The sequence below is a fragment of the Flavobacterium urumqiense genome (genome assembly GCF_900108015.1).
Lineage (GTDB): Bacteria > Bacteroidota > Bacteroidia > Flavobacteriales > Flavobacteriaceae > Flavobacterium > Flavobacterium urumqiense.
The window spans coordinates 21,612-34,992 of sequence record NZ_FNVP01000010.1 but is presented as its reverse complement, the minus strand read 5'-3'; the positions used below and the strand labels follow the sequence as shown (position 1 = coordinate 34,992).

The 13,381-nt window shown below is 32.5% G+C and carries 10 protein-coding genes and 1 other RNA gene; 5 read left to right on the top strand and 6 right to left on the bottom strand.

Annotation, left to right across the window (positions count from 1 at the left end):
- Nucleotide 1: 1 nt before the first annotated feature.
- Nucleotides 2–916: a CPBP family intramembrane glutamic endopeptidase gene (locus C4S35_RS12160; RefSeq protein WP_104000432.1), complete on the bottom strand. Its 915-nt coding sequence runs from the start codon at nt 914–916 to the stop codon at nt 2–4.
- A gap of 103 nt (nt 917–1,019) precedes the next feature.
- Between C4S35_RS12160 and C4S35_RS12155 the strand changes: the two genes are divergently transcribed.
- Both C4S35_RS12155 and C4S35_RS12150 read left to right on the top strand, forming a co-directional pair.
- Nucleotides 1,020–1,361 (top strand): arsenate reductase family protein, encoded by a 342-nt coding sequence (locus tag C4S35_RS12155; RefSeq protein WP_104000431.1) that lies wholly within the window; start codon nt 1,020–1,022, stop codon nt 1,359–1,361.
- A 97-nt stretch (nt 1,362–1,458) separates the two neighbouring features.
- Nucleotides 1,459–3,921 (top strand): TonB-dependent receptor, encoded by a 2,463-nt coding sequence (locus C4S35_RS12150; RefSeq protein WP_104000430.1) that lies wholly within the window; start codon nt 1,459–1,461, stop codon nt 3,919–3,921.
- A 106-nt stretch (nt 3,922–4,027) separates the two neighbouring features.
- Here the strand turns inward: C4S35_RS12150 and C4S35_RS12145 are convergent, their stop codons facing one another.
- Entirely contained in the window at nt 4,028–4,228 is a 201-nt protein-coding gene (locus C4S35_RS12145) for a hypothetical protein (RefSeq protein WP_167386524.1), read from the bottom strand.
- Nucleotides 4,229–4,465: 237 nt separating this feature from the next.
- Between C4S35_RS12145 and fumC the strand changes: the two genes are divergently transcribed.
- A complete protein-coding gene (gene fumC / locus C4S35_RS12140) occupies nt 4,466–5,863 on the top strand; it encodes a class II fumarate hydratase (protein WP_104000429.1) in 1,398 nt (465 codons plus the stop codon).
- A 163-nt stretch (nt 5,864–6,026) separates the two neighbouring features.
- Here the strand turns inward: fumC and C4S35_RS12135 are convergent, their stop codons facing one another.
- On the bottom strand, nt 6,027–7,229 hold the full coding sequence (locus tag C4S35_RS12135; protein ID WP_104000428.1) for an NAD(P)-dependent oxidoreductase: 1,203 nt from the start codon (nt 7,227–7,229) through the stop codon (nt 6,027–6,029).
- A 238-nt stretch (nt 7,230–7,467) separates the two neighbouring features.
- Here C4S35_RS12135 and C4S35_RS12130 point away from each other — a divergent pair, with 238 nt between their 5' ends.
- Together C4S35_RS12130 and ssrA are read left to right on the top strand one after the other, a co-directional pair.
- The gene (locus C4S35_RS12130) at nt 7,468–8,685 is read left to right on the top strand and encodes a serine hydrolase domain-containing protein (RefSeq protein ID WP_104000427.1); all 1,218 of its coding nucleotides are present in this window, start codon (nt 7,468–7,470) and stop codon (nt 8,683–8,685) included.
- A 95-nt stretch (nt 8,686–8,780) separates the two neighbouring features.
- Nucleotides 8,781–9,177: a transfer-messenger RNA gene (gene ssrA, locus C4S35_RS12125) on the top strand.
- Nucleotides 9,178–10,067: 890 nt separating this feature from the next.
- Here the strand turns inward: ssrA and C4S35_RS12120 are convergent.
- The 3 genes from C4S35_RS12120 to C4S35_RS12110 form a co-directional block, all read right to left on the bottom strand.
- Nucleotides 10,068–11,633 carry a GMC oxidoreductase gene (locus C4S35_RS12120; protein WP_104000426.1) on the bottom strand — a complete coding sequence of 522 codons (1,566 nt, stop codon included), beginning with the start codon at nt 11,631–11,633 and terminating at the stop codon, nt 10,068–10,070.
- 252 nt (nt 11,634–11,885) lie between these two features.
- A complete protein-coding gene (locus C4S35_RS12115) occupies nt 11,886–12,341 on the bottom strand; it encodes a TerB family tellurite resistance protein (RefSeq protein ID WP_104000425.1) in 456 nt (151 codons plus the stop codon).
- A 163-nt stretch (nt 12,342–12,504) separates the two neighbouring features.
- Nucleotides 12,505–13,224, bottom strand: coding sequence for a hypothetical protein (locus tag C4S35_RS12110; RefSeq protein WP_104000424.1), 720 nt, complete (start codon nt 13,222–13,224; stop codon nt 12,505–12,507).
- Between the last annotated feature and the right edge of the window lie 157 nt (nt 13,225–13,381).

Sequence of the window (13,381 nt, the reverse complement as noted above, 5' to 3'; positions counted from 1 at the left end):
GTTATGCTATTTTGCCCGTTAACTTCTCTTTCCAATCAGTCCATTTGTATTTTCTACTAAAGATAAATAAAAGTATCGGGTAAATTATAACAATAGGAAATATAACATCTAAACCAGCTGAAGGTTGAGAAATATCTTTAAAAATGGAATGAGTTTGAAACGCAGACCAATCTGATGTTACCAATAAAGCACTCACCAAATTATTAGCAGCATGAAATCCTAGTGCTAACTCAATCCCTTCATCCATCATGGTAATTATCCCCAACAACAATCCTGTACCTATATAATATACCAAAATGATATTACCCATTTTAGATACTTCCGGATTTGAAATATGCATGGCACCAAAAATAACAGAGGTTATGATTAATGGGAACCACTTATTTTTGGCGAGATTAGCGAAACCTTGCATTAAATAACCACGAAAAATATATTCTTCAGTACTGGTTTGAATAGGAATTAATATTGTACTAATTAAAACTAAAATTACAAATGGAATAGGTTTAAAATTAATCACAAAATCAGTTGGATTGAATAAATAGAATGCTAATGTAGAGATAATAGTAAAAATTGCCCAAATCGAAAATGAAAAAAGTACTCTTTTCCAATCTATTTTAGTCCTTGAAGTTGTAATAGAAAGCATGGTTTGATTATGCAAATAGCGAACAACAAAGAAAATTCCGAGCATCGCAAAAACAAATGAAATCAATATTAAAAACAAGGTCAGATTAGGTTCAAAAAAACGCATAATATCATCATTAGAATTTGGATATGGCTTTCCATTGATGAAAGTATCGTAATATAATGCCCCTAATAAAGGAGTCTGACCTAAAAAAGAAGCAATAATTATAAATATTGAACCCACAATATACCTCCAAAATTTATTCTCTGGCTTTATACCTTGTTCTATGAACATAGATTTTTGTTTTTATATTTTATTAAAATAAGAGTAACAAATTTCACTTTCGTTACACTAATAATGAGCATTTAATTCCCAATTTCCTTTAGTAAAAAATTGCATGATACAAATATACCATAATTCACGATGTGGAAAATCAAGAAACTGTCTACTTCTTATAAAAGAATCCCAAAAGGAACACGAGGTCATTTACTATCTTGAAAACGGGCCTACATTCGATGAGTTGTTCACTCTTATTCGAAAACTAGATTTTGAACCTATTTCATTGGTCCGACAAAAAGAAAAAATCTGGATAGAAAATTTCAAAAATAAACAAATGACCAATGATGAAATCATTCAAGCAATGGTTACTTATCCTATTCTTATCGAAAGACCTATTGTCATTATTGGGGATAAAGCCATAATCGGAAGAGAATTAGACTCCGTAATTGATTTTATATAATTACATCATCAAAATTAAATTAACATTTTTTTGTGATTTGACTTTTAAACCAAAACTATTTTTTACAATCTAAAACAGAATATCTAAAACTAATATAATGCCAACTAAATTAAAACAATTCCTTGTTCTTGCATTGCTTTTTACAAGCGTAATAAATTTTGCTCAACAAGAACCCAATTCAAAAACTAAAATTAAAATTATTGGAAAAGTAATAGAAAAAGTAAGTAAACAACCTCTTGAATACGCTACAATAACTTTTCTAAATCCAAATAATCCAAAACCTGTTGCGGGTGGAATTACAAATGCAAAAGGAGAATTTGATATTGATGTGAATCCTGGTGTTTACGATATAAAAATTGAGTTTATATCTTTCAAATTGAATGAAATTAAACAAAAAAGTCTTCAGGCAAGTACAAATTTGGGTCAAATAGCTTTAGAAGAAGATGCAAATCAATTAAATGAAGTTGTTATTCGATCTGAGAAAACAACTGTTGAAATTAAATTAGATAAAAAGGTCTATAATGTTGGGAATGATTTAATGGTAAAAGGAGGAACTGTAAGTGATGTTTTAGATAATATTCCATCAGTTTCAGTGGATGTAGAAGGAAATGTAAGCCTTCGTGGCAATGACAATGTAAAAATTCTTATCGACGGAAAACCTTCGAATGCGATAAATATCGCTGAAGCATTGCGATTAATTCCTGCCGATGCAATTGAAAAAGTAGAAGTTATCACCAATCCATCTGCTAGATATGACGCAGAAGGTGGAGGTGGTTTATTAAATATTATTTTGAAAAAAGGAAAAAATCTTGGTCTAAACGGAACTTTTATTGCCTCTACAGGTTATCCTGATAATCACGGTTTAAGCGGTACTTTAAATTTTAAATCTAAAAATTTCAATCTATTTACTAACCAAGGATATAATTACCGTAACAGTCCGGGAAGTGCCATTACCAATTCCAGATATTTAAATTCGGATAATACAACCAGAAATTACATCAACGAATCGAGAGAAAACGATAGATATAGCAAAGGATACAATGGAAACTTTGGTATGGAATGGTATTTAGATAAAACAACTTCTTGGACCAATACCTTCAATTACAGAAAAAGTACTGGAGATAATAGGGATAATGTTTTTCAAAATAATTATGATGCAAACTATATCTATAATTACACCAGAAACCGGATCAATGAGGAAGACAGCAACAGTGAAAACGTAGAATTTGCTACAAACTTCACTAAAAACTTCAAAAAAGATGGTCATAAATTAACGATCGACGGCTCATTTTCAACAAACGATGATAAAAATAACGCCCTAATTACGGATACCGCTACCAACTCAAGTTTAACAAAATTTGACCAAACTATAAATAATCAAAGTCAAAGCAGAAATTTACTTCAAACGGATTATGTTTTACCCCTTGGAAAAGGCAGCCAATTTGAGGCAGGATACCGTGGTAATTTCATAAAACAACTTACGGATTATCAAGTAGAAAATGATGGAGTTACCAATATTAACTTTACCAATACTTTAGAATATAAAGAGAAGACAAACGCAATTTACACGCAATACGGCTTTAAAGCCAATAAATTCTCCGCTCTTTTTGGATTGCGATGGGAAGATTCCAATATTGAAATCAATCAGTTAGCCACTAACGATTTCAATAATAAAAAATACAACAGCTTTTTCCCAAGTGCATTTTTCACTTATGAATTATCGGATAAAAGCAGCACTTCTATAAGCTACAGCAGGAGAATTCAAAGACCAATGGGAAGAATGTTAAATCCTTTCAGCAATTTCTCCAGCAACATCAATATTTTTGTAGGGAATCCTGATTTAGATCCGGCCTACACTGATGCTATCGATTTAGGATATATCAAACGTTGGGACAAACTGACTTTTAACACGTCATTATATGTCAACAAAACAACCAATGTTTTCCAATTCGCCAGAAGAGAGTCTGGTAAATTTGAGAATGGAACACCCGTAATTATTAGTTCACCAATCAACCTGGCTACAGAATATCGAGCAGGTTTTGAATTCACTTTAAATTATACTCCATACAAATGGTGGAAATTAAACGGTAATTTCAATTTCTTCAGAAATGAAACTCAGGGAAATTATGTGTACACCAATTTTAATAATGTTGACATAACACAAAATTTCGATAACACAGCAACTTCATGGTTTACAAGAATCACATCAAAAGTTACTTTGCCTTACAAAATCGACTGGCAGACTAATGCAACCTACAATGGTCCGCAAAACAGTGCTCAGGGTAGAAGTTTAGGCGTTTTTGCTGTTAACTTAGCTTTTAGCAAGGATATCATGAAAGACAAAGGAACCCTTTCTTTCAACATCAGCGACGTATTTAATTCCAGAAAAAGAATCATGGAAACTTTCCTTCCCGGAATTGTGAGTTCCTATGCAGAAATGCAATGGAGACAAAGACAGTTTAGCTTATCATTTACCTATCGTTTCAACAAACAGAAAAACGAAAAGGAAAAACAACCTAAGAAAAATATGAATGAAGGTGAAGGAGACTTTCAAGGATAAATAAAATAAGGACTTGTGAAAACAGGTCCTTATTTTATATGATTTAACTATCAGAATAAAAAAAAGGACTCGTAAAAACGAGTCCTTTTTTTATGTCACAATCAGATTAAACTGATTGTTGTTGTTGCTTTTTTTTAGCTCTTTTCTCTTTATATGCTTCCCAAGTTGCTCCACCTATCCAATAAGATACAAAACCAACTAAAAAAAACATCAACCAGAATCCTAAAGTAAGAACGGTTAAGAAAAGTAAAAAGCCTAAGTACTGTGAAAATTCAAACATGTTTTCCGGAATTTTGAATGTAGCCACAAATGTAAGTTTAATTCCTTTTCTTACCAATAAAAAACAACAAAAACTATCAATCAATTTTTATAAAAAGGGAATTATCCGTATTTTTGAGCTCAATTTTAGGAGCTATTTCTCGCTATCCGTTGCAATCTTGTTGTTGATTGCTATTAAAGCAGCAATCAACAACAAGAATTTCCACTGTTATCGGGGATAGTGATCAAATAATTGGATTAAAAACACACAAATAACATCATAAAAATGAAATTCAGAATAGAAAAAGACACGATGGGTGAAGTGCAGGTTCCTGCAGACAAATATTGGGGAGCACAGACAGAACGTTCCCGCAACAATTTTAAAATCGGATCTTCGGCTTCCATGCCTAAAGAAATTATTGAAGGATTTGCTTATTTAAAGAAAGCAGCCGCTTATGCTAACTGTGATTTAGGCGTTTTGCCAATTGAAAAACGGGATGCAATTGCTGTCGTTTGTGACGAAATCTTAGCTGGTAAATTAGACAATGAATTTCCATTGGTAATTTGGCAAACTGGTTCTGGTACGCAAAGTAACATGAACGTAAATGAGGTGGTTGCAAATCGTGCGCAAGTCTTAAAAGGATTCAACATTGGCGAAGGCGAACAATTTATCAAAGCCAATGATGATGTAAACAAATCACAATCTTCTAATGATACTTTCCCAACAGGAATGCATATTGCAGCATATAAAGCGGTAGTAGAAATTACTATTCCAGGTGTTGAAAAATTAAGAGATACACTTCATGCCAAAGCTATTGAATTCAATAATGTGGTAAAAATTGGTCGTACCCATTTAATGGATGCAACTCCACTTACATTAGGACAAGAAATTTCAGGATATGTAGCGCAATTAAACTACGGTCTAAAAGCGGTTAAAAACACATTAGCACACTTATCAGAAGTGGCTTTGGGTGGAACGGCTGTAGGGACTGGATTAAATACTCCTGAAGGATATGATGTACTAGTGGCGGCTTATATTGCTGAATTTACCGGACATCCATTCGTAACTGCCGAAAACAAATTTGAAGCTTTAGCAGCACATGATGCAATCGTAGAAACTCACGGTGCATTAAAACAATTGTCTGTCTCACTGAATAAAATTGCAAATGATGTTCGAATGCTGGCTTCTGGTCCACGTTCAGGAATTGGTGAGATCATAATTCCAGAAAACGAACCAGGTTCATCCATTATGCCAGGAAAAGTAAATCCTACTCAATGTGAAGCTTTAACTATGGTTTGCGCCCAAGTTATGGGGAATGATGTTGCGATAACTGTTGGAGGAATGCAAGGTCATTATGAATTGAATGTATTCAAACCTTTGATGGCGTCTAACTTCCTGCAATCGGCACGACTATTAGGTGATGCTTGTATGTCTTTTGACGAGCATTGTGCACAAGGTATAGAACCAAACTACAAAAGAATCAAAGAATTGGTTGACAATTCTTTAATGCTAGTTACGGCGCTGAACACTAAAATTGGATATTATAAATCGGCTGAAATTGCTCAAACCGCTCATAAAAACGGAACAACTCTAAAAGACGAGGCTGTTCGTTTGGGTTATGTAACACCTGAAGATTTTGATGCTTGGGTAAAACCGGAAGATATGGTGGGAAGCCTTAAATAATTGTAAATTTTGAATTATAAATTAAAAACCCTGCAATGATAAGACATTGCAGGGTTTTTGTTATTATTAATCTTTTTACCTATAAATATTAATTACGAAATTTGCTGTTATTATAAAACACCTTTCAATTCAGCATTTATAATTTACAACTCCTAGTTTATAATTATTTCCCATCTAAATAATCTTGTAAATAACTAAATCTCGGAGTAAGTTTTCCTTTTTCGGTGATTTTGGCTCGTTGAAGAATACCTTCTTTATCATCATTAAAAAAGGCTGGAATTACATGTTCCATAAACATTTCACCAAAACCTTCACTGGCATCTTTTGGCAATTCACATGGTAAATTATCAACTGCCATTACAACAATTGCCGCAGGATGAAATACATCGACTTCTTTATTTTCGTTAGGCAAATAGCCATACAAAGGTTCTGCAATAGTTGAAGATCTCAGCGTACAGGCAATTGGACCATTAACGTCACAAGAAATATCCGCAACCACCTTTATTTTACAATCTTTGGATTGAAGCATTTCCTGACTAAGAATTATTGGCGACTCATTTGCATAAAAATGGCCCGCAATAAAAATGTCAGTGACTTTCGTAAATTTTTCAAAATCAGAACTATACTCTTTTGGATTATTATAAAAATCATTAAAATCTAATACTTGTCCATCATTACGTTTGTTATAATCCAACACATCTATTTGAGTATAAATAGGTTGAGAATAGTTTTTTGTCAGATAATTTTCAACAGAAACTTCTTTGATTTTTATAGCATCCAGAATTTCTTTTGCACCGTTACCTACTTTTCCGGTTCCGGTAATCACAAACTTTAATGGAGGTAATACCAAGCGTTTTAAATGCGTAATTAATGCTTCTTTTCCAGAAAGTGTTTCCGCTTTTGGGATTTTAAACAATTCGAATTTTATTCCAAAGGCTCTGATGCTATTGTAAGCTCCTACAATTCCGGCATATCTTCCAAAACCTATTAATCTTCGGTTGTTAGCATCAACTATAGTTTCATGATCGTACAAATCAATGTTTTTTTCAAGTATAGCTTGCAGTAATTTTCTGTTATAAGGTTGTTTTTTTATGGTATGGGAAAAAAAGAAATACGATTTATTAGGAATCAGTGCTTCTGCCGGAACTTCTTTTACACCAAAAAAGACATCACAATCACTGATGTCATTTGCAACTTCAATTCCCAAGTTTTTGTATTGATCGTCAGTAAAAATTCGAATATCGGAACTTTCCACTTTTATAGCAGCATCTTGGTAAAGCTGTTTTATTTTTGCCAATTCATCTGGTGAAAAAACAACTCTTCTGTCTGGTGGACTTTTTCTTTCTTTTATAATTCCGAATTTCATTTTAAATACTTTTATTATGATTTAATATAACTTAATGGTTTTAATTTGTTACAAATATAACAATTTACCATAAATTTAATTTCTTTTTTTAATAAATTTATAAGTCTTAAACCTTTAAAAGCTGATGCTCATAAAGATAAACAACAGCTCATTCCAGACACTAATAAAATAGTGTTAAGGTTTTGGAAAAAAAATAAATCAACAGGGATTGATTCTATATATTTGCCTTTCTAGCACAATGGAAATGAATTTTATAAAAAAAGCAAATATACTACAAATACTCGTCTTAACATTAGTTTTGAGTTCTTGTACAAAAGAGAAGAAAAAAGTACAATTAAGTGATGCCCAACTACCCAAAAGTACATTGCCTAAAATGAAACCTTGGACGAATGAGCACCCTAAATTAACGGCGGAATACATCAATTCAAAAAAACGATCAGTAGAATCTTTTTATAATAAAAACTGGCCAAATCATAGCGCAAATGGAAGTTTTCTTGTTGCTCAGAATGGTCAAATCATCTATGAAAATTATGAGGGTTATGCTAATAAAAGAGACAAAAGGTTAATAACAAGTACTACTCCACTTCACTTAGCCTCTGTGAGTAAAGTATTAACGGCTACCGCAGTTTTGAAACTAATTAATGCCAAAAGGATTGATTTAGACCAAAAGGTAAATACCATTCTTAAAGAATTTCCTTATCCCGATGTTACTATAAAAACACTGTTAGACCATAGAAGCGGAATGCGGAACTACGCCTATTTTACGGATCGGGATAAAACAGTTTGGGACAGACATAACAGGCTGACCAATCAAGATATATTAACTATTATGGCTACTAAAGATATTGGGTTAGAATTTAAAACTGACACCCGATTCAGTTATTGTAATACTAATTATGCCATGCTGGCATTGATAATTGAGAAAATAACAAAGCTTCCTTATAAAGAAGCAATGAAACAAATTATTTTCAAACCATTAGGTATGAAAAACACTTATGTATTTGACTATGAAAGAGATAAAGACACCATTGCGCCCTCGTACAAAGGAAATGGAGTAGAAATTGGTAAAGATTATTTAGATGCAGTTTACGGCGATAAAAACATTTATTCTACACCTCGAGATTTATTAAAATTTGACAGAGCTAGAAATTCTGGTGTATTTTTAAATCCAAAGTTATTCAAACAAGTCTTTGAGCCATACAGTAACGAACGCAAGGGAGAAAAGAATTACGGTCTTGGCATACGAATTGTAAATTGGAAAACTGGACAGAATTTTTATTTTCACAACGGTTGGTGGCATGGTAACACCTCATCATATATCACTTTGCAAAAAGAGAAAGTTACCATCATAGCTTTATCAAATAAATTTACCACAAAAACCTATCAGGTTAGAAAATTGTCCAGGTTATTTGGAGATTATCCATTCCCTATGGGTAAGGGAGAAAAAGAGGAATGATTTTTGATAAATATATTCCAATTAGAGATGACATATTTCAACTAAAATAGAATATCTTTGCACACTCAAATTAATTTTTGAGTTATATTAAAAAAGGGGTCGACTGGTTTTGACAGCAAGTCGAATTGAAAAGTAAGCACGTCGAGAACTGGGACAATTCTCGTTAATAAAAGGTTTCAAAACATTTACACGGCGAAGGAAACTACGCTCTTGCTGCATAATCTGAATTATAGTAAGATTAGCCTCGTTCCTATCAGATAGGAAAGCAGGATTTACCTCGAAAGCTTTGGTTTATAGCGGTCGATAAAGGTGAATCGTAAATTTAAACCTAGATTTCCATAAGCTTCGGGTGGATTTCGAAATTAAGAAGATAAGTATTGTGTGGCTGTTTCTGGCCTAGCACATTATCGAAAACCCAATCAGGAAATAAACGCGTAGAAAGCCTTTTAGTTGCTTGTTTGGACCCGAGTTCGATTCTCGGCGACTCCACAAAAAACCCTGTAAATAATTAATTTACAGGGTTTTTTATTATTTTTCGATATTATCTTTCATATATTTCTTTGGCTTTTACACTGGGTTTCAATGTTTACTACTTTTAGAACAACTAAAAGATTATTGCAGTCAGCTAACCGTTTCTTTATTTTTTTAAATATTAAAAAGCGTATCCTTTCCCACTCCTGCCAGATTAGCCAATTCAAATTGCAATAAATACTCTTCTCTTAAGAAACAGAAATCATAATCATTTGTTATTCAATGTTATAGTAGTTAAAATAAGCAAATACATTTTCCAATACAAATATTTTAAAACAAAATATTTTTTTTTACCGTTATATCAATAATTTATAAAAATCTACTTTCAGTTGCCAGCCCTTTAGATGCTATAAAATTAAAAGGTTCAAATAATCAACCGAATTTGCAATGAAAAATAGATCTAAATACTAAATATTACAATAATGGAATTTAACCCAATATTAATCCAAATGGTAAAATTTTCTAATTAAATAGTTGAGAAGGAAATAGAGCAAAGTACCCGCCAAGGCCAAGGAAAGTACGAAGCTAACTAAGTTTATAACAATATTAGGAATAAACTTCAATCTGGGATGCGTAAAGTAAGGTTCCCGATGTAGTCTTTCGTGAATGTGCCTCTTTGCTATTTTGATTTTCTTTTTGATGATTCAGTGCTTTTAAAGGCCTATCTAGTCCTAAATTAAATAAAATTACGTTGCTGATTCTTCTGATCTTTGTTTTTTACAACACTCTAATTTAGACAAATTAATTTAATATAAGCCGATTTGGAATTAAAAATAAAATAAGGTACAGTCGTCTACAACGTATCAATTTAAAAACGCACTAATAAATTATCTTTTTAAAATCTTTCTTTTTTAATTTTTAACCGGTATCTGATCCATTGCTCTTTCTGCAATTGCTGTGATGGAAAGCGATGGATTAACTCCAGGATTTGCAGATATCATGGAACCGTCAATTACATACATATTTTGGTACCCAAAAACTTCATTGTTCTTGTTTATCACTCCCTGTGAAAAGTCTTTTCCCATCACTGCACCACCTAATACGTGCGCCGTAGAGGGTATTCCCGCTATAGATTCCAAAACAAATGATGTTGCTTTTCCATTAATTATTTTGCTGTATTTATCCGTTAAAGCTATTGATTCCGGAATGTATGCACTCGGTTTTTTCCCGGTACTAACGGACGAAGAAATTCCGCCCAGAAAGTTATTTTTAAATTTTAAAGTACTGTCAATAGATTGCATGAATAATAAAACTGTGGTACTTTTTGACCAACTGTTTACAAAATAAATTTTGAAGTAACTAAGCGGAAATTTCAGCACTTGTTGTATCATATTCTGTAAACGTGCCAACGTATTTTTCCCATTGGATAAAGGCAAATGAAGCAGTTTCCAAAAGCCAGATCCCTCCGAATATCTCACAATTTCCAAATGACTGTTATCATCCGTATGCAGCAGACTGCCAATCGCCACACCTTTTGATAAGTTTTTAGTTTTATCTAGAGAGGAAACGCTTATAAGGGTTTCGTTATTGGTTCTAATATCATCACCCAGTTTCTCTGATAATTTCGGAAGCGATTTTTTCTTTAATTTAAGTAACAATTTTACAGTCCCCAAAACTCCTCCCGAAAAAATTACTCCTTTTGAAGTAAATTCTTTTTTAGACTTAAATAATTGAGTGCTTGATTTAACAAAAATTTTGTAGCCTGTCAATCCGTCTCTATTATCAATTGGTAACACATCATACACCTCATTTTCGGCAAGGATTGTAGCTCCATTATTTTGAGCCAAATACAAATAATTTTTGTCTAAAGTATTCTTTGCATTATGCCTGCAACCCGTCATACAGCCTCCACAAAAATTACATCCCGCTCTGTCTGGCCCTTTTCCATCAAAATACGGATCTTTCACTTTTATGCCTTCTCTACCAAAATAAACCGCAACATCAGGATTTTCAAACTGATCTTCCCTACCTATTTCTTTAGCCAATTGTTTTAATGCGATATCTCCATCAAACAATTTTGGATTTCTTGATGCGCCAAGCATGGTAAGCGCTTTTTGATAAAATGGTTTTAATTCCGTTTCCCAATCTTCCAGCTCACTCCAACTTCCTGATTTGTAAAATGTCGATTTTGGAACAGGCAAAGTATTAGCATATACTAAAGAACCTCCACCAACACCCGTCCCGGATATGATTACAATATGTTTGAAAATACTCATCTTCATGATTCCAAAAAAACGCAGATAAGGCATCCATAACCATTTGCTGATATTCCAATTGGTTTTGGCAAAATCCTTAGCTTCGAACCATTTTCCCTTTTCAATCACAAGAACTTTGTACCCTTTTTCAGATAGCCTCAAAGCGCTGACAGAACCACCAAACCCACTTCCTATTATAATATAGTCAAAATCGTATTGCATTGTCTTTTAGATTATACTGCGAAAATTAAGCAATTATTTTCAATAATATGCATGCATACTAAAATAATGCAATCAAGATATTTTTTTTAATAATATTTGACTGTTTTTTTGACAATTTCATTACGACAACTACGTAATTAATTTAAAATAAAAAGAGAGTATTTCAGCTAGAAATACTCTCTTTCGTATGTTATTGCCATTTAAAAAAAAAGTTTATTTCGATTGCCTCTTTTTTGAGCAGAATACAAGTTGTTACATTTTTTTTATATTCCCTTTATTTTTTAAGAAGATAACTTCTATAATTTTTTTGGCCATTGCGGTATCTATTTTAAGTTGTTTTGATAAAACTTCAATTATGCTTTTTTCTTCTTCCCCTAGTAAACCGTCAGAAAGTACTATTTCCAAAGCAAGGGCAAATACTGTTTCTTTATCTTCTTCCTTAATTACTTCACAACAATCGGCAATGTATTTTAATTGTCCCAATTCCGTTTTTAAATGAGATGATTTGGCATAAAGGGGAGTAACATCAATTCCAACAAACTTCTCTTTAGAATATAACAATTTAGATAACGATGTTTTTTCGGAATCCTTAATTAGGTTGTCGGCGGCAATACAAGAATATAAAATTCCAACCCAAGCGTCCCATTCTGAGGTTACTTGATTTATACCAGTGCTATTTTTTTCTTCAAATTTTTCAGATGAACTCATATTTTATTTTTTTGTTTAAAGTTACTACTAACCTTCTTACTCATTGCTCAGATTTGGGAATAAATTACCATTTGGTTTTAGGGTTAAACATTTAAAAACCCATAAAAAAACCGCCTAGTTCCTATTAACAAGACGGTCACTTCATCTATTTAAAAATTAAAGACTAATTCATTACTTTATAAAAAAACATTTCTGGAGCACCTATAACACCGGCATCCATCATTAGTTTTTTCTTTGCTTCGGAGATAATATTTGCTTTTGCTTTTTTCATATCCGTGACAGCAAACACAATCGTTACCATATTTGGATCATCTATTCCTCGAGCCAATCCTCTATCAATGAAACCTTCTTCCATTCTTGTAGCGATTCCTTCAGCATCATACACTTTGAGCCACGCATCAAAATCTTTTACTTTATGGGTGACCATTAATCTATCTTCCTGATCAATTTGTGAGTCATCATTTCGGATCACCTCATAATATGAAAATTCAGGTTTACCAATTACTCCTGCTTTTTTCATTGCTTCTTTTAAGTATGGAAGTACGCTCAAATCTTTTGCTTTTTGCAAATCGATAAATTTAGTTGCTGTCAGAATCATGCTAGCATCATCTGTTCCTCTTCCTACCATATAATGTGAAATAGTATAGGCAGTTCGTATCGAATCATGAGCGTCGTATTCCTTTCTCCATTTATCATAATCAGCCACTTTGTGCTTAATAACCATCAATTTAAAGGGCTCAAATACAGCAACAGCTTTAGCAGTATCCTTAGGAATTGATTCTTCAGTTTCTGCTTTCTCCGTATTATTGTTTTTACAAGATAAAAATGCAACGGCAAAAACTACTATCAAAACTGGTTTTAAAAATTTTTCAATGTTTTTCATACTATTATTTTTTAAGTTGTTTTTATTACGTAAATTTAATTATAAATATACTGATAATGAGATGATTACGATTTATTTAGATTCGAAATTATTTCCCATTACTTGTATAATTCACTGAATTCCTTAAATACCAATTTTACAAAAGAACAATATGATT